A 17,235-nucleotide genomic window follows, 5' to 3' on the forward strand; every position below is an offset into this window, starting at 1 on the left:
GCGCCTCCACCCAGGGGTCCGCCTCCAGTAGGGTCGGCGGGATGACGCAGACGGTGATCGTGTCGGGCGGGACGGGCGGCCTGGGGTCGGCGGTCACCCGCACGTTGCTCGACGACGGATGGCGCGTGGTGGTGCCCGGGCGCACCGAAGCCGGGTTGTCACGCCTCCCGGAATCGGACCGGTTGGTCGGTGTGCACGCCGACCTCTTCGACGAGGCGTCGGTCGCCGAGGTCGTGGCGATCGCCGCGAGCGACGCGTCGGCGCCGGTCACCGCGGTGGTGAACCTGGTGGGCGGGTTCGCGATGGGGGAGCGGGTCGACGCGACGCCGGTCGACGAGTTCGAGCGACTGCTCCGGCTCAACCTGCGGCCGCTGTATCTGCTGTCCGCGGCGGCCATTCCGACGATCATCGAGGCCGGCGGCGGGTCGATCGTCGGGGTGTCGGCGAAGGCGGCGTTCGCGCCCTTCTCCGGTGCGGCGGGCTACATCACGTCGAAAGCAGCGGTGTGGGCGTTCATCAGTGCGCTCGCCGCCGAGTACAAGTCCGACGGCATCCGGGCCAATGCGATTCTGCCGTCGGTGATCGACACCCCGGGCAACCGCGCCAGTCAACCGGATTCGTCGCGGGCGGGCTGGGTGTCGCCCGAGTCGATCGCTCAGACGATCTCGTTCCTGGTCTCCGACGCCTCGAGTGCGATCACCGGCGCGCAGGTCCCCGTGCCGGGCGTCGGCTGAGCCGGAGAACCGCTGGTGCGCAAGAATCTGCGTTGAGCGATGGTGTAATCGATCGCACCGCAGACGATTCAACGATGCCTGCGTGGAAGTCGCATGCGGGATCGCATCTGTCGACTACCCCGGCAGCGGGTCACCGTTCTCGCGCTTGCGCGGGAGCCATGTTGCGAGGGTCCGGCCCAACGTCTGAACCAGCTCGGAACCGAACACGCACAGCGTCTTCTCCCACGGATGTCCGAATGTGCCAGTGCTGAAGTCGGGCCGAGCGAAGATGTAGTAGTCGCCGTTCGGGAACACCGGCACCGGCCACTCTGCGTCGAACGTCTCGGCATGTGCCGCTGCATTGAGCCGATAGCCGGGATGCTGCCAGTCGAGCACAATCCAGTAAGGATCGTCCTGCACGTGGACGAAGCAACGCTGCGCCTCGGCGTTGATCGCATCGAATTGGGCGCTCCACACGCCGGGAGAGTTCTCCGGGACAGACAGGTCGAAGGTTACCGACGGAGCAGGATCGACAACTGCGGGCCAGTCTGTCGGGTAGATGCTGGGCCGGAACGATCGAAACCGATCACGGAACAACTCCCACGCCACGTCCTCTTCGTCTCGGGGCAGGTAGCTCCATCCCGGCGGTAGCGGGTTTCCGTGGTCGAGGGCCCAACGCATCATCGGACCATCGTCGCAGAGCGTAGCGGGCGGAACACCTTCATCACGTTCCGCCACAGCACTCTCAGACGACATCCGATGGTGCGCGGCGCCAGACGAAGAGACCCACCGCGACGAGGATCTGCCCGCAGATCAGCGCGGCGGGGAGGGCAAGCAGTTCCCAACCGGTCGTGCCGAAGTTCGTCGCCCACACGACGATCGCTGCGCCGAGCGCTAGGGTGGTCAACTGGCCGAGGGTCGTGAGGATCGACGCCACCGTGCGCGAGCGTCCCCGAAAGACACACGCGCCGCCGACGATCAGTGCAACGAAGGCGCACAGCAAGCCGATCAGCGTCGGGAACACCACCATGTACTCGAAGCCGCCTGAGACCTCGACAACACCTGACAGAACGAGTGATGGCACGACGAACGACAAGATGACCACCGTGCACAGCACCGAGATGATCGAGGCGAATCGCAGTGTCTTCATCCAGTCACGGTATCTGCGGTACGGATTCCATTCGGTTCTCCGTCCGTCGTGTCTCGTCCCCCCACGGCCAGGGGTTCGTTCCGACCGTCGGCCCACGCGGATGTGGCCGGTCCACAGCAACGAAAACAGCCGTACTGCTGCCGTCAACACGTACATTGAGCATGTGCTGCTCGCCGAGGCCGGACTGTCGGAATGCGCGAGAGACGCTGCGTGCAGCGCTGACTTCAACCGGCCGTTCTACATCGCGTTCGCATTGCTGGTCTTGTTCTCGGTGTGGTTCACCCTGTCGATGTTCGCGACCGTCGACGTCGTCGGTCATCATCTCGGCCTACGAGGCAGTCTGTCGTGGGTGGGGGTCGTGTGGCTTGTCCCGGTCGTCGGAGCAGCTGTGTGGCGGCTGAGCCGGTGGCAATGGCTGGTCAGGCGCAACTCTCTCGAGTGACGCGAGGACTCGAACGTGATGGAAGCCGGAGACGTACGGTGAGAACCGCGGCAGCGCAACCGAAGATGTCAATCGCGATTGGGTCGCGCGTGCACATAGGCTTCGACGACGGTGCGCATCACCGGTTTTCCGTCACCGTTGCGCAGCTCCGCCGACGAGGTGACCAGAGCGCGGGCACGGTCATCGAACTCGATCGCGTCGATGACGGTCGACCCGGTGAGGGTGTCGCCGGGGCGGACGGGACGCAGGAATTCGACGTCGCCCAGTCGCTTGCCCGCGATCACCCGCCAATTGTTCAGCACGCCGGTGACATTGAGCCTCTGGTAGATCGACATCGTGTGCAGCCCACTGGCGATCAGCCCGCCGTAGGGGCCGCGTTCGGCAACGGCCTTGTCCACGTGGAAGTCCTGCGGATCCCATGCGCGGGCGAAGTCGAGCAGTTCGTCTTCGCTGACGTGATGCGTGCCGAACTCGAAGATCTGGCCCACGGACAGGTCATCGGCCCACAAGCGGTCCGATGCGTCGCTCACCTCAGGTCTGCCGCGATCTTCGGCCAGGTGGTCTCGAGGTCGCGTTCCCAGTAACCCCAGGAGTGGGTGCCGCTCGGCCGGAAGGTGACTTCGTGCGGCACCTTGAGCGCCCGCATGCGCGACACCATCTGCTTGGTGCACTCGTTGACCGCGGCCTCGATGATGCCGCCGATGACCATCTGGTTGGCCAGTGTCAGCGGATCGCCGGCGACCAGCGGTGCCTCGAGCCGGTCGAACTGTCCGGGCATGCCGGTGCCGCTGGTCATGTAGACCTTGGTGCCGCGCAGCTTGTCCGCGTGGATGTACGGGTCGTTGTCCCGCCACCCGGCCGAATTGACCGGTCCCCACATGTTGTTCAGGTTGCCCTGCCCGCGGTCGGCGACGACCATCCGGATGTAGGCCTGTCCCACCGGGTCGCTGGTACGCGCGCATCCGCTGTAGGCGGCGGCCGACCGGTAGAGCTTCGGTGCGGCGATCGCGAGGTTGAGCACCGATGTCCCGGCCATCGAGATCCCGGCGATGGCGTTGACCTTGGTGGTGTCGAATTCCTTGTCCACCAGCGGCGGGAGCTCCTTGGTGAGGAACGTCGTCCACTTGTTGCGGCCGAGTACCGGATCGTCGTGCTGCCAGTCGGTGTAATAGGAGAACGCGCCGCCGATCGGCGTGACGACGTTGACCTCTTTGTCGGAGAAGAACTTCGCGTACTGGGTCTTGGCCGCCCAGGTCGCGGAGTCCTCGCCGCCGCCGGCGCCGTTGAGCAGGTAGAGCGTGGGGCGCGACTTGGTGGTGTCCTTGGGGCGCAACACGTTGACGGGGATGAGTTTGCGCATCGCCGCCGAGTACACGATGAGTGTCGACTGCTGGGCGGAGTCGTGGACCACGGTGTCTATGCGAGCGCGATCGGGATCGGGGGTCGGCTCGGCCAGCGCGGCCGGAGCCCATCCGGCGGTCGCGACCGCAACGGCAGATCCGACGACGCACAGTCGTCGCAACCAGGAGGATCGCACCACTAGCCCCTTCTGTTAACAGAATTCTCAGACGTAACAAAGGTAGCCGAGTTCGACTGGCGCTCCCAAGTCGAGAAGGTGCTCGTCACCCAGTTGTGACGTCACGTTCGAGGGGAGAACCCGATTACTTGACGCGATCCTTGAGCAGGAGCCGGACGGTGAGTTCGAGCCGGTTCGTGACGTCGGTCGCCGACGCGCGACGGGTCAGCCACTGCACCAGGTTCGACATCCACACATCGGAGAGGACGCGCGCGATCGCGAGATCTTCCTCGGTGGGTTCGCCGTCGTCGACGATCGCTCCGGCGAGGAGCCGGTCGATGATCCCGGCGACCTGGTCGACCTCGGCGGTCGCCGACGCGTCGGCGAACATGAACGCACGCGTCATCGCCTCGGTGAGAAGCGGATCGCGCTGCATGGCGAAGGTGATCATGTCCAGGACATGACGGAGGCGGTCGATCGCGGTGTCGCCGCGCAACTGCGAACGATCGACCTTCGACTCGACTCGCTCGAACTCGCGGGCGAGCGCGGTGACGAGAAGGTGGACCTTCGACGGGAAGTAGCGGTACAGCGTCCCGACGGCGACGTCGGCCTTGTCGGCGACGGTGCGCATCTGCACGGCGTCGTATCCGCCCTTGGACGCCAGCGCGAGGGTGGCGTCGAGGATGCGGCGGCGGCGTTCGCGCTGCGCGGTGGAGCCGGCTTCGGGCGAGGCGGCCGGCGCCGCAGCCCCGTTGGGGGCGTCGACCGCGGCGTTGCCGGGTGCAGAACGGGCCATGTGCTCTCGAACATCCTCACGTGATCAAACGTCTCAATGGGTGGATCGTGGGTGGCTACCCGATCCGAGTACACCCATGGCATATTAGAACAGGTTCTAATTATTCGGCACAACTCGACATACAGGGATTGCCAGTGACAATCGCCACGTCTTCCGAGCAGATCGCGGTCCGTGACAGCATCGCGTCCTGGGCGCGCTCCACCAGTGTGACCGACATCGTGCGGTCCGACCTCGACAAGCCGAGCGACCAGTGGACCGGTCTATTTTCGCAGATCGCCGATCTGGGCGTGTTCGCCGCCGCGGTCCCCGAGGCGTCCGACGGTCTCGGCGCGAGTTTCCTCGACGTGGCCGCCATGCTCGAGCAGTGTGGGGCCGATCTCGTCCCCGGCCCGCTCGGTCCGACGGTGACCGCAGCGATCGCGCTGGCGGTTCGCCGTGCGGATTCGCCGCAGGGCGACACCGACCGGTCTGCCGGACTGCTGGGCGAGGTGCTGGCCGGGTCGGTGCCGGTGGTGACGCCCGCGACGAGTTACGCCGGGGTGGCCCTCGAACTGTCCGGCGGCGACCTCGACCTCGGACTCGTCGGCGGGTACGTCGAGGGGTGCGCCGTGCTGGTCGAATTCGGGACCGACGATCGGGAACGGTCCTGGTGGATCCTCCCGCCGGGTGCGGGAGTCGCCGACGTCACGCCGCAGACCCCGCTCGACGGAACCGCGTCGGTCAGCCACGTGACACTGTCCGGGGTCGCCGTCGAGGACCTCGTCGAACTGGGCGACGGGACGTTCGTCGCGGGCCTGCTGTCGGCGGCGCTCGCCGCTTATCAGAGCGGCGTCACCCGGTGGGCTCTCGACACCGCCGTCGAATACGCGAAGGTCCGCACCCAGTTCGGGGTGCCGATCGGGTCGTTCCAGGCGATCAAGCACATCTGCGCCGAGATGCTGTGCCGCAGCGAACGCGTCACCGCGGTCGCGTGGGATGTCGCCGGCGCGGTCGACGACGTGCTGGCGGCCGGGGCGGGGGACGGGCTCGCTCCGGCCCTCGAGCAACTCGAGATCAGCAGGCTGGCGGCCGACGTCGTGGTCGGTCGCGACCCGGTCGCCAACACCAAGGACTGCGTTCAGGTCCTCGGCGGCATCGGGTTCACCTTCGAGCACGATGCCCACCTGTATCTGCGCGCCGCACTCGCCGCGCAGGCGTCGCTCGCGAACGCGTCGTCGCACGCCGCCACCCTCGCCCGGCGCGGGCTCGCGGGGGCGCGACGGCGCTTCCGTCTGGACCTCTCGCAGGTCGAGGACCGGCGCGACGAGGTCCGCACCACCGTCGCGAGGATCGCCGACGCCGAACCCGATGATCGTCGCCGTCTCCTCGCCGAGACCGGCTACCTGACCCCGCACTGGCCGGCGCCGCACGGTCTGGGGGCGGATGCTGCGATGCAGCTGCTGATCGACACCGAGCTCGAGGCGGCCGGGATCGACCGGCCCGACCTGGTGATCGGCGCATGGGCGATCCCGACGATCCTGGAACACGGCACCGACGCGCAGCGCGAGCGGTTCGTCGCCCCGACGCTGGCCGGCGACATCGTGTGGTGCCAGCTGTTCTCCGAACCCGAGGCCGGCTCGGACCTGGCCGCGTTGCGCACACGGGCGGAACGGGTCGACGCCGGCTGGCGCCTGGACGGCCAGAAGATCTGGACCTCGCAGGCGCACAACGCCCAGTGGGCGATCTGCCTCGCGCGCACCGATCCCGAAGCGCCGAAGAACAAGGGCATCACCTACTTCCTCGTCGACATGGGTTCGCCTGGCATCGACATCCGGCCGCTGCGCGAGCTCTCCGGGCGGGCCAACTTCAACGAGGTCTTCCTCGACGGTGTGGTCGTGCCGGACGACTGTGTCGTCGGCGAGATCAACGGCGGCTGGCGGCTGGCCCGCACCACCCTCGCGAACGAGCGGGTGGCGATGGGCGGTACCGGCCTCGGCAAGGAGATGGAGTCGCTGCTCTCGCAGGTGCGGTCGATGGATCGGGAGCTGACCGCCGAGGAGCTAGCGTCGCTCGGCACCCAGCTCGCCGACGCCCACGTCGGCCGGGTCCTCGACGCGAGGGCGGCGACCAGGCAACTGGCCGGGCTCGACCCCGGTGCGTTGTCGAGCGTGCGCAAGCTGATCGGCGTCGAACATCGCCAATCGGTACCCGATCTCGCGCTGCGGCTCCTGGGGGTCGCGGGTCTGGCGGCGACCGAGGCGTCCGACGCGGTCCTGCAGAACCGCTGCCTCTCGATCGCGGGCGGCACCACTCAGATCCTGCGCACGGCCGCGGCGGAACGCATTCTCGGTTTGCCGCGGTAACCGGCTGCGGCGAAAGTGCCGAAACCGCAGATAAACGCCGATTCCGACACCCTTGCGCGCGGACTCTGATACAACTAGAACAGGTTCTAGTTCTTGACGGGTTCATGGTGAGGGAGGCACAGGGTGGACTTTGCCCTGGACGGCACGGCGATCGCGGTTCGCGACGTCGCCGAGGACGTGTTCGCGCGACGACAGCCCGACTGGGAGTCGACGTTCGGTGGGCGTCATTCCGGTGGGACGGCAGCGGCCGAGCAGGAGGCGACCCGCGGCGGGTTCGAGGCCGATGGCTGGCAGGCGCTCGTCGACGCCGGACTGCTCGCCCTGCCCCTTCCGGCCTCGCTCGACGGTGACGAGGTCGACGAGTCGGGTCTGCTCCCGTTGTTCCGCCGGATGGGCCGGGCCGCGGCGGTGACGCCGGCGCTCGGATCGCTGACCGCGGCGCTCGTGTTCGCCAGGGCCGCCGCCCACGACGGCGAGGGATCGGTGTGGGCGCGGTTCGGGGGTTCGCTCACCGGCGGCAGTTGGGTGTCGGTGGCGATCGGCGAACACGGCGACGCCCTGACGGCGCATCCGCGGACCTCGGTCCGTGACGGGCGGCTCACCGGCACGAAGGTCGGCGTCCTGCACGCCGACGGTGCCTCGCTGTTCCTGGTGGCCGCCGATGCCGGTGTCGTCGCCGTCTCGCCCGCCGCCGACGGGGTCACCATCACGCGCACGCCGACCTCGAGCGGCTGGGGCGAGTACACGGTGGCCTTCGACGACGTACCCGTCGACGACGCCGACATCGTGGTCCGCGACCTCGCGATCCTCCGTGATCGCTACCGCCTGGCGCTGTGCGCCTACGCCGACGGCCTGGTCGCCGGCGCCACCCGACTGACCGCCGACCACGTCTCCACGCGCGAGCAGTTCGGCAAGCCGATCGCCTTGTTCCAGGCGGTGGGCCAGCAGCTCGCCGACATCTACGTCGTCGGCCGGTCGATGGAACTCGCGACCACCTCGGCGGCCTGGCGGTTGTCCGAAGGTCTGGACGCCGCAACCGATCTCGCGATCGCCGCCTACTGGCTGGCCGAGGAGGTCCCACCGACCACGCGGACGATGACCCACCTGCACGGCGGCATCGGCGTCGACATCACCTATCCGCTTCACCGCTACTTCTCGCTCACCAAAGACCTCGCGCGTCTGGTGGGCGGAGCGCACGTGCGGCTCGACGAGCTCGCCGACATCACCGACGTCCCCGCCGACGACACCCGTATCGCAGAGGTGCCCGATGTTCATTGATCTCACCCCCGAACAGCGCGCGCTGCGCGCGGAACTGCGCGAGTACTTCGCCGACCTCGTCACTGCCGACGAGGCAGCGGTGATGCTGACCGAACGCCACGGCCCGACCTACCGCAAGGTCATCAAGCGGATGGGTGACGACGGCTGGCTGGGCGTCGGCTGGCCGACGGAGTTCGGCGGCAAGGGTTTCGGTGAGATCGAACAGCAGATCTTCACCAACGAAGCCGTGCGCGCCGACGTCCCGCTGCCGGCGGTGACGTTGCAGACCGTCGGGCCGACGCTGCAGGTCCACGGCACCGAGGAGCAGAGGCAGAAGTTCCTGCCCGCGATCCTGGCCGGTGATGTGCACTTCGCCATCGGGTACACCGAACCCGAGGCCGGCACCGACCTGGCGTCGTTGACCACCACCGCCGTCCGCGACGGCGACCACTATGTGGTCAACGGCCAGAAGATCTTCACGACCGGCGGTCACGACGCCGACTACATCTGGCTCGCCGTCCGCACCGATCGGGATGCTCCCAAGCACAAGGGCATCTCGATCCTCATCGTCGACACCTCCGACCCCGGTTTCACGTGGACGCCGATCATCACCGCCGACGGCGCGCACCACGTGAATGCCACCTACTACCAGGATGTTCGGGTTCCGGTGTCGATGCGGGTCGGCGAGGAGGGGGGCGGGTGGAAGCTGATCACCACCCAGCTCAATCACGAGCGCGTCATGCTCGGCCCCGCCGGTCGTATCGACGGACTCGCGGCCCGGGTGCGTGCCTGGGCGCAGCGGCCGGGCCCCGACGGGACGGTCATCGCCAAGCATCCCGACGTCCGTCGCGCGCTCGCGACCATCGACGCCTACGGCCGCATCAACGAGTTGCTCAACTGGCAGGTGGCCGCGACAGGTGAGGCCATCTCGATGGCCGACGCGGCGGCCACCAAGGTGTTCTCGACCGAACGCATCCAGACCGTCTGCCGGATGGTCGACGAGATCATCGGGCGCTACGGCGATTTCGCCGATCCGGAGACCGCGGCGCTGGTGAACTGGCTCGACGTCCAGGAGAAGCGTCACGTCGTCATCACGTTCGGCGGTGGCGTCAACGAGGTCATGCGCGACATGATCGCGACCGCCGGCCTCGGACTCCCGCGGGCCAAGCGGTGAGCGCGCCCGAGCTCGCCCGCGACGGCGTCGCCGGAGACGAGGCGATCCGAGCCGCCGCGCAGGAGATCATCGACGCCGGACCGAGCGTACCGGTCGCCGGGCGGGACCCGATCAATCAGCCCATGATCAACAACTGGGTCGAGGCGATGGGCGACACGAACCCCGTCTACACCGACGACGCGGCGGCCCGGGACGCCGGCCATCCCGGCATCGTCGCGCCGCCCGCGATGGCGCAGGTGTGGACGATGCGCGGCCTTCACGGGGTGCGGACCGCGGACGATCCGCTGGGTCGCGCGAGCGAACTCTTCGACGAGGCCGGCTTCACCTCGGTGGTGGCGACCAACTGCGACACCGTCTATCACCGCTACACCCGCCCGGGCGAGGAGGTCGCGCTGTCGGCCGAACTCGTCGAGGTCGTCGGGCCGAAGAACACCGCGCTCGGCGAGGGCTGGTTCTTCACCACCCGCAACGTCTGGTCGGTCGGCGGAGACGACGGGGCGCGTGAGGTCGTCGCCGAGATGCGGTTCCGCATCCTGAAGTTCCGCCCCGCCGCACGCGCTGCCGCCGAGCCGGTTTCCGACGCCGGGGTGCCCGACGATCTCGACCCGGCTCGCTTGCTCAAGCCGAGCGCGTCGAGGGACACCGCCTTCTTCTGGGAGGGCGTCGCCGCCCACGAGTTGCGCATCCAGCGCGACGGCGACGGTGCACTGCGGCATCCGCCGGTCCCGGCGACCTGGAAGCCGCGCGAGGCCGACGGAACCGTCCCGCCAACGGATTACGTGGTCGCGGCCGGTACCGGCACCGTCTACAGCTATGTCGTGCATCGAGCGCCGAAGGTGCCCGGGCGGCGGTTGCCGTTCGTCGTGGCCCTCGTCGAACTCGACGAGGGAATCCGTATGCTCGGTGAGCTCCGGGGCGTCGAACCCGAGGAGGTGGCCATCGGCATGCCGGTGCGCGCCACCTATCTGGATTTTCCGGCCGATGACGAGGCCGGGACCCCGGCCTGGACCCTGCACGCGTGGGAGCCGGCCGTGCCTACCGAAGGGGATCCCGCATGACGAGCGTTGCCACCGACCCCGCTGCCGTCGGAACGACGCTGCCGGCGTTGACGATCGAGGCGACCCCGACGTTCGTCGTGGCGACCGCGCTCGCCACACGCGACTTCCAGGACGTGCATCATGATCGCGATCTCGCGCAGGCGAAGGGGTCCAAGGACATCTTCGTCAACATCCTCACCGACACCGGGCTGGTCGAGCGGTTCGTGACCGATTGGGCTGGCCCGACCGCCCGAATCCGCTCCATCGCGCTGAAACTCGGTGTGCCCTGGTACGCCTACGACACGGTCGCCTTCACCGGCGAGGTCACCGCGGTCGACGCCGGGGTCATCACCGTCGCCGTGACCGGGACGAATTCGCTGGGCAAGCACGTCATCTCGACCGTCACGCTGACGATCGGTGCGACCGAACCCGACACGGTCGGTTCGCCCGCGGGTCGAGGGGAGGGACTCTGATGGGATCACTGTCCGGTCAGGCGGTCATCGCCGGCATCGGCGCCACCGAGTTCTCCAAGGATTCCGGACGCAGCGAACTACGACTCGCCGCGGAGTCGGTGTCGGCGGCGATCGCCGACGCCGGTCTCACACCCGCCGACGTCGACGGTCTCGTCACGTTCACGATGGACACCAACAGCGAGATCTCCGTCGCCCGGGCCGTGGGGATCGGGGACCTGACCTACTTCTCGCGCATTCACTACGGCGGTGGTGCGGCGTGTGCCACGGTGCAGCAGGCCGCGATGGCGGTGGCCACGGGTGTCGCCGACGTCGTGGTGGCATATCGCGCGTTCAACGAACGGTCGGGACTGCGCTTCGGGCAGGTCAATTCGGCGGTGGCGAACCAAGAGAACTCCTCGGGCACCGAGAACGCCTTCACCTACCCGCACGGGTTGTCGACACCGGCCGCGTTCGTCGCGATGATCGCGCAGCGCTACATGCACGACTTCGGCGCCACCAGTGAGGATTTCGGGCGGATCGCCGTCGTCGACCGCAAACACGCGGCGGTGAACCCGGACGCGTTCTTCTACGACAAGCCGATCACCCTGGAAGACCACCAGAACTCGCGGTACATCGCCGAGCCGTTGCACCTCCTCGACTGCTGCCAGGAATCCGACGGCGGTGTCGCGCTGGTGATCGTGTCCCCGGAACGCGCGAAAGACCTGCCGCACAAGCCCGCCGTGATCGCGGCCGCCGCGGCCGGCAGTGCTGCCGACCAGTACATCATGACCAGCTATTACCGGGACGAGCTCGCCGGTCTGCCGGAGATGGGGCTCGTCGGCCGGCAGCTGTGGTCGCAGTCGGGTCTGAACCCCGACGACATGGACATGGCGATCCTCTACGACCACTTCACCCCGTACACACTCCTGCAGCTCGAGGAGCTGGGATTCTGCGGTCGGGGCGAGGCCAAGGACTTCGTCCGGGAACCGGGTGCCCTCGAGGTGGGTGGCCGGTTGCCGCTGAACACGCACGGCGGCCAGCTGGGCGAGGCCTACATCCACGGCATGAACGGGATCGCCGAAGGGGTCCGGCAGATCCGCGGGACCTCGGTCAACCAGGTCGAGGCGGCCGAGAAGGTCGTCGTGACCGCCGGGACCGGCGTTCCCACAAGCGGATTGGTGCTGACCGCATGACAGCTGACTATCCGATGCACTTTTTCTCCACCAATTCACTCCGTAGAACCAAGGAGCGCGCACGATGAAGTTCAACCTCGCCGATGTCTTCGAGACCGTCGCCGACTCGGTGCCCGAGCGGATCGCGCTCAGCTACCAGGGCCGCCAGATCAGCTACGCCGAACTCGACACCCTCTCCAACCAGGTGGCACATCTGTTCGCCGGCGCGGGGATCGGTGCGTTCGACAACGTCGCGCTGTTCCTGAAGAACAGCATCGGCCACGTGACGAGTCTGCTGGGGCTGCTGAAGGTGCGCGCGGTCCCGGTCAACGTGAACTACCGCTACACCAACGCCGAACTGCAGTACATCTTCGACAACTCCGACTCCCGCGCGATCATCGTCGAACTGCCGGAGCACCAGCGCAGCGTCGCCGCGCTGCTCGCCGAGACCCCCACCGTGCGAACGGTGTTCGTCCTCGGGGACATCGTCGAGGAACTCCGTGCGGCGGTCGCCGACCTGCCCGACGGGCGCGTCGTGGAGATCGTGTCGTTCGCCGACGCGGAGTCCAAGCCCGACGGCCGGGACTTCGAGCCGCGCAACGGCGAAGAGCTCTACCTGCTCTACACCGGCGGCACCACCGGGTACCCGAAGGGCGTCATGTGGCAGCACGACGACTTCTTCCGCAAGCCGCTGTCGGGGGGCAACCCGTACGGCGAGGCCCGCAAGGATCTCGCGGAGATCGGCACGGCGGTCAAGGATTTTCCGCCCATCGCGTTCCTGCTCGCGGCGCCGCTCATGCACGGCGCGGCGTCGTACTCGTTGTTCACGTTCTTCACCCTCGGTGGCCGGCTGGTCATCCAGCGCGACTTCGACCCCGAGGCGATCGTGACCGAGATCGAGAAGGAGAAGGTCAACATCGTCCTCATCGTCGGCGACGCCATGGGCATGCCGCTCGTCGAGGAGCTCGAGAAGCGGAAGGACTCCGTCGATCTGTCGTCGATGTTCTCGATCACCTCCGGCGGCGCGATCTGGTCTCAGCACGTGCGGGACCGGATGCTCGCGGTGAAACCGGATCTGGTGCTGCGCGACAACTTCGGCGCCTCGGAGTCGGGTAACGACGGCGAGATCATGATGGACGAGAACGGGAATCTGAAGGTCCCGCCGACGGACCGGATGATGGTCGTCGACGAACGGCACAACAAGATCGAGCCCGGCTCGGGCGAGGTCGGTTACATCGCGCGCATCGGCAACGTCCCGCTCGGCTACTACAAGGACGAGGAGAAGACGGCGAAGACCTTTCCGACGCTGGCCGACGGCACCCGGATCTCGATCCTGGGCGACATGGGCACCGTGGAGGCCGACGGTTCGATCGTGTTCCTCGGACGTGGTTCGCAGTGCATCAACACCGGCGGCGAGAAGGTCTACGCCGAGGAGGTCGAGGCGGTGCTGCACGCGCATCCGGCGATCGCCGACGCACTCGTCGTCCCGGTTCCCGACGAGAAGTACGGCCAGCGGGTCGCGGCGGTGGTCAACGTCGCCGACGGGGTCGACGAGCCCTCGTTGGAGGAGATCCAGGACCACTGCCGGGAGACCCTCGCCCGCTACAAGGTGCCCCGCACGGTCGTCTTCGTCGACGAGGTCAAGCGGACCCCGGCCGGCAAGGCCGACTACCGCTGGGCCAAGGCCGCGGCCGCAGCGAACGAGGCCGCCCCGGTCTGATCAGCCCTCGAGTGCCAGGCGCACTCCGAGCCCGATCAACGCGACTCCGCCGATCGCTTCGACGCGACGGCGGATTCGTGCGCTCTGCAGCCATCCGGCGATACGGCCCGCGGCGCCCACCAGCACGGTGAAGTACGCGGCGGTCAGCGCGATGTAGATGGCCCCCAACCCTAGGGTCGTCCATCCCGTCGAGTAGCCGTCCGGCACGAAGCCTGGCAAGAGACTGATGAACAGGATGCCGATCTTCGGGTTGAGGATGTTGGTGAGCAGGCCGGCGGTGAAACCGGAGAACAGCACTCCCGCCCTCTGGCCCGCGGGCGGCTCGACCGCGTCCTGCGATGCCGCGAGATCAGGTGCGGCGCGCAGCAGCGCGCGGACCGAGCTGATACCCATCCACACGAGGTAGCCGGCCCCGACGATCTTGAGGATCTCGTAACCGGTCTCGCTGGCCTGCAGCAATGCCGACAGGCCCAGGACCGCGGCGGTGACCCAGACCATCAGTCCGCACACGATGCCGGCGGCGGTCCGGAAGGCTTCGCCGCGTCCACCGCGGACCACTCCGCGCAGGACCACCAGGGTGTCCGGACCCGGCAGCAGCACGATCAGCGTCGCGGTGACGATGAAGGACAAGAGCGCGGCGAGCATGAAGGTCATGGTAGGAACCGGGGCGCGGGCGAGCGCGCCGGGGGCGGTGGCCCGCGGACTGTCGAGGGCCCGCGGGGCGCCCGGATGACTACGCCTGGAACGGGGAATTCGTTTCTGGACGCCGCCGCGGCGAATGCCACCCCGAAGCCGCCCGGTGTCCCCCCGGTGATGAACCATCGTCGGGTCACGGCTCGATCACCAGCCGGCTGATCAGGGCGCCGTCGAGAACGAATCGGTAGTGCAGATCGGCAACGCCTCCGGGGAAGTCGCCCTGCAGATGTTGTCCGACGTCGACGGTGTCGCCGGTCGCGGTCGCGCCGGTGAACTCGGACGTGTAGGTGTACTCACTGCCGCTGACCGAGGCGGCCAGCCAGGCGCTGATCTCGTCGCGTCCCGCGTGGTCGTGGCCCTCGTCGGTCACCACCGCATCGGCGGTGAACATGGCGAGCGCCTGGTCGTCGTCCCGCGCGTCGAGCGCGGTCATGAAAGTCCTGATCGTGTCGGGGAGTGCATCCCATTCTGTGTTCATGACCCCACCGTGGGGCTTCCCCCAAGGGGAGGGTCAACCCAGCATGCTGCAGTGTTGACCTTGCCCCGGGGGAAGGTTGCACGATGTTCTCACCTGGCACACCGGATCACCGAAGAGCACGCACATGGGGGCACGGGTCTCGATCGGTGACTTCGCGGTGATGACCGGCCTGAGCCGGAAGGCGTTACGGCACTACCACGACATCGGCATTCTCGAACCGGTCCAGGTTGACTCCGACACGGGCTATCGCTTCTACGACACCGGCCAGGTCGACCACGCGCACATCATCCGCCGGTTCCGCTCTCTGGGCATGTCCATTCCCGACATCAAGGCGCTGCTGAGTGCCGTCGACGCCGCGACTCGCACCGAGATCATCACGACTCATCTCGAGCAGATGGAGGCGCAGCTCCAGCAGACTCGGGACAGCGTCGGCGCCCTGCGCGAATTACTCTCGCCGGTACGCACCCCCGCGTCGATCGCGGTGCGTCACGAACCCGCGCTTGCCGTGTGGTCCGTCGGCGGCACCATCGACACCGCGGAGATCGACGACTGGTTCGCGGTGACGCTGAGCACGCTGCGGGACGCGGTCGCCACGGCGGCCGGCGCGCCGGTGTCGGTCGTGCCCGGGGGTCTCTACGACCGCGCCCTGTTTCTCGAAACACGCGGCGAGGCAACCATGTTCGTCCCCGCACCGCCATCCGCCACCCCTCCGGAAGGTGTCCGTGCCGAGGTTCTGCCGGCGGCCGAGTACGCGGTGCTCGCCCACTCCGGCGGTCACGACGGCATCGACCGCAGCTACGGGGCCCTGGGCACATTCGCGAACGAGCACCTGATCAGCCGTCAGGGCCCGATCCGCGAGCACTACCTCGGCGGCACGATCGCCGATCCGACCGCGTTCACCACCACCGAGATCTGCTGGCCGATCCTCGGCACGAGCACACCGTCGGAATGACATCAGCCCGACACCGGGGGCCGCAGGCGGCGCGTCAGGTCAGCCGCAGCACGCCCCACAGTGCGAACACCGCGACGACGAGCGTGGCAGGAACGGTGAGTGCGCCGAGGCGTAGGTACTCGCGCGAGGTCGGGGCGCCCGTGCCCCCGCCGGAGCCGTCGCGGTGCATGATGTCGCGCCACAGCAGGTTGGCCAGCGACCCGAAGTAGGCGAGGTTGGGTCCGAGGTTGACGCCGAGGAGCATCGCCAGGACCAGGCCGGGTTCGTGGGCGACGAGCGGGATGAGCAGCAGGGTGGCGGGCAGGTTGTTCACCAGGTTGGCGAGGACCGCGGCCAGCGCGGCGACCGCGAACAGCGCGAGGAGTGATGAGTCATCCGGGATGAGGTTGCCGATCCAGTCGCCGATCGGGCCGGTTCGCACCGGGAGGATGACGACACCGAGCACGGCGACGAATCCGAGGAACGGGATGTTCAGGGCCTGCAGCGTCTCCTGCACAGTGGGCAGCGGTGCGTCGAGCAACCGCGGCACCGTGAAGGCGACCGCGCCCACGCCGGCCACCGCGGCCAACGGGACGCCCAGCGGTTCGGTCACGACGAAGGAGAGCAGCAGCAAGCCGAGCATCACCAGCATGAGGGTGGGGCGGGGCGGAGCATCCACCGGAGCCGGATCGCCGGCGATCGAATCGGCTGCCGGGGCAGCGCGCGCGAGCGAGTCGGCGAAGTACATCCGGAAGATGAGGTATTCGACGACGATCGCGGCGATCCAGGGTGCCAGCATGACGCCGGTGAAGCCGAGGAAGGTCAGCCCGGTCGCGGTGAACGCCAGGAGGTTGGTCAGGTTCGACACCGGCATGAGGGTCGACGCGGTGTTGGCCAGGTGTGCGTTCGCGAACGCGACCGGGGTCACCGGCGCGCCGATCCGCCGTGCGGTGGCGACGGCGACAGGCGTCAGCAGGACGATCGTAGTGTCGATACTGAGGACCGCGGTCGTCGTCGCCGCGGCCAGGAAGACGATGCGCAACAACCGATGTGGCGAGGCCCGACTCCACCGGGCCAGGAGGGCGCCGATCCAGGTGAAGACCCCGGCGCGGGCACAGGCGTCGGCGATCACCAGCATCGCGGCCAGGAAGCCGATGGTCGGCGCCATCGTGGCGATATCGTCGGCGGCCTGCTCGACGTCGGCCAGGCCGAGCGCGAGGAGCAGCGCGGCGACCGGTGCGGCCACCACAACGGCCGGAACACGCTGGGCGACAACGGTCGCGACGATCACCACGAGCAGGGCGGCGACTCCGACCAGGGTGCCGGCGATGCTGTCCGCGGTGAGTACCACCGGGACAG

General features: G+C 68.2%; 18 protein-coding genes. 10 read left to right on the forward strand and 8 right to left on the reverse strand.

The features are described from left to right. The first annotated feature begins 41 nt into the window (after nucleotides 1-41). The gene (locus QAD21_RS03925; RefSeq protein ID WP_159370094.1) at nucleotides 42-734 is read left to right on the forward strand and encodes an SDR family NAD(P)-dependent oxidoreductase; all 693 of its coding nucleotides are present in this window, start codon (nucleotides 42-44) and stop codon (nucleotides 732-734) included. 114 nt (nucleotides 735-848) lie between these two features. Here the strand turns inward: QAD21_RS03925 and QAD21_RS03930 are convergent, their stop codons facing one another. Continuing rightward, nucleotides 849-1,397, reverse strand: coding sequence for a DUF2716 domain-containing protein (locus tag QAD21_RS03930; RefSeq protein ID WP_159370095.1), 549 nt, complete (start codon nucleotides 1,395-1,397; stop codon nucleotides 849-851). A 61-nt stretch (nucleotides 1,398-1,458) separates the two neighbouring features. Continuing rightward, nucleotides 1,459-1,863: a hypothetical protein gene (locus QAD21_RS03935; RefSeq protein WP_159370096.1), complete on the reverse strand. Its 405-nt coding sequence runs from the start codon at nucleotides 1,861-1,863 to the stop codon at nucleotides 1,459-1,461. Between the two features lie 163 nt (nucleotides 1,864-2,026). Between QAD21_RS03935 and QAD21_RS03940 the strand changes: the two genes are divergently transcribed. Then, on the forward strand, nucleotides 2,027-2,305 hold the full coding sequence (locus QAD21_RS03940; RefSeq protein ID WP_139114201.1) for a hypothetical protein: 279 nt from the start codon (nucleotides 2,027-2,029) through the stop codon (nucleotides 2,303-2,305). A 68-nt stretch (nucleotides 2,306-2,373) separates the two neighbouring features. Here QAD21_RS03940 and QAD21_RS03945 read toward each other — a convergent pair whose 3' ends face one another. The 3 genes from QAD21_RS03945 to kstR form a co-directional block, all read right to left on the reverse strand. Continuing rightward, nucleotides 2,374-2,835, reverse strand: coding sequence for a MaoC/PaaZ C-terminal domain-containing protein (locus QAD21_RS03945; RefSeq protein WP_058251191.1), 462 nt, complete (start codon nucleotides 2,833-2,835; stop codon nucleotides 2,374-2,376). Next, nucleotides 2,832-3,842 carry an alpha/beta hydrolase family protein gene (locus QAD21_RS03950; protein ID WP_065629288.1) on the reverse strand — a complete coding sequence of 337 codons (1,011 nt, stop codon included), beginning with the start codon at nucleotides 3,840-3,842 and terminating at the stop codon, nucleotides 2,832-2,834. Before QAD21_RS03950 ends, QAD21_RS03945 begins: the two co-directional genes overlap by 4 nt. Nucleotides 3,843-3,966: 124 nt before the next feature. After that, on the reverse strand, nucleotides 3,967-4,617 hold the full coding sequence (gene kstR / locus QAD21_RS03955; protein ID WP_065629124.1) for a cholesterol catabolism transcriptional regulator KstR: 651 nt from the start codon (nucleotides 4,615-4,617) through the stop codon (nucleotides 3,967-3,969). 134 nt (nucleotides 4,618-4,751) lie between these two features. Between kstR and QAD21_RS03960 the strand changes: the two genes are divergently transcribed. From QAD21_RS03960 to QAD21_RS03990, 7 genes are all read left to right on the forward strand, one after another. Then, nucleotides 4,752-6,959 (forward strand): acyl-CoA dehydrogenase, encoded by a 2,208-nt coding sequence (locus QAD21_RS03960; protein WP_165630576.1) that lies wholly within the window; start codon nucleotides 4,752-4,754, stop codon nucleotides 6,957-6,959. 123 nt (nucleotides 6,960-7,082) lie between these two features. Continuing rightward, nucleotides 7,083-8,237 (forward strand): acyl-CoA dehydrogenase family protein, encoded by a 1,155-nt coding sequence (locus QAD21_RS03965; RefSeq protein WP_165630575.1) that lies wholly within the window; start codon nucleotides 7,083-7,085, stop codon nucleotides 8,235-8,237. Continuing rightward, complete coding sequence (locus QAD21_RS03970) at nucleotides 8,227-9,390, forward strand: acyl-CoA dehydrogenase family protein (RefSeq protein WP_068970485.1); 1,164 nt, start codon at nucleotides 8,227-8,229, stop codon at nucleotides 9,388-9,390. The genes QAD21_RS03965 and QAD21_RS03970 overlap by 11 nt, the downstream gene beginning before the upstream one ends. Then, nucleotides 9,387-10,448, forward strand: coding sequence for an OB-fold domain-containing protein (locus tag QAD21_RS03975; RefSeq protein ID WP_205333416.1), 1,062 nt, complete (start codon nucleotides 9,387-9,389; stop codon nucleotides 10,446-10,448). The genes QAD21_RS03970 and QAD21_RS03975 overlap by 4 nt, the downstream gene beginning before the upstream one ends. After that, nucleotides 10,445-10,900 carry a MaoC family dehydratase gene (locus QAD21_RS03980; protein ID WP_240198815.1) on the forward strand — a complete coding sequence of 152 codons (456 nt, stop codon included), beginning with the start codon at nucleotides 10,445-10,447 and terminating at the stop codon, nucleotides 10,898-10,900. Before QAD21_RS03975 ends, QAD21_RS03980 begins: the two co-directional genes overlap by 4 nt. Beyond that, entirely contained in the window at nucleotides 10,900-12,072 is a 1,173-nt protein-coding gene (locus QAD21_RS03985) for a lipid-transfer protein (RefSeq protein WP_205333417.1), read from the forward strand. The genes QAD21_RS03980 and QAD21_RS03985 overlap by 1 nt, the downstream gene beginning before the upstream one ends. A gap of 64 nt (nucleotides 12,073-12,136) precedes the next feature. Then, a complete protein-coding gene (locus QAD21_RS03990) occupies nucleotides 12,137-13,771 on the forward strand; it encodes an AMP-binding protein (RefSeq protein WP_205333418.1) in 1,635 nt (544 codons plus the stop codon). Here QAD21_RS03990 and QAD21_RS03995 read toward each other — a convergent pair whose 3' ends face one another. Beyond that, nucleotides 13,772-14,416, reverse strand: a complete 645-nt coding sequence (locus QAD21_RS03995) for a LysE family translocator (protein ID WP_205333419.1) — start codon at nucleotides 14,414-14,416, stop codon at nucleotides 13,772-13,774. 184 nt (nucleotides 14,417-14,600) lie between these two features. Next, a complete protein-coding gene (locus tag QAD21_RS04000) occupies nucleotides 14,601-14,945 on the reverse strand; it encodes a nuclear transport factor 2 family protein (RefSeq protein ID WP_065629130.1) in 345 nt (114 codons plus the stop codon). Between the two features lie 124 nt (nucleotides 14,946-15,069). On the opposite strand from QAD21_RS04000, the gene QAD21_RS04005 reads away from it, so the two are divergent. After that, nucleotides 15,070-15,897 (forward strand): MerR family transcriptional regulator, encoded by an 828-nt coding sequence (locus tag QAD21_RS04005; protein ID WP_205333420.1) that lies wholly within the window; start codon nucleotides 15,070-15,072, stop codon nucleotides 15,895-15,897. A gap of 34 nt (nucleotides 15,898-15,931) precedes the next feature. On the opposite strand, the gene QAD21_RS04010 is transcribed toward QAD21_RS04005, so the two are convergent. Next, nucleotides 15,932-17,227 carry an SLC13 family permease gene (locus tag QAD21_RS04010; protein ID WP_205333421.1) on the reverse strand — a complete coding sequence of 432 codons (1,296 nt, stop codon included), beginning with the start codon at nucleotides 17,225-17,227 and terminating at the stop codon, nucleotides 15,932-15,934. Between the last annotated feature and the right edge of the window lie 8 nt (nucleotides 17,228-17,235).

The sequence above is a fragment of the Gordonia sp. SMJS1 genome (assembly GCF_029866425.1).
Taxonomy (GTDB): Bacteria; Actinomycetota; Actinomycetes; order Mycobacteriales; family Mycobacteriaceae; genus Gordonia; species Gordonia hongkongensis.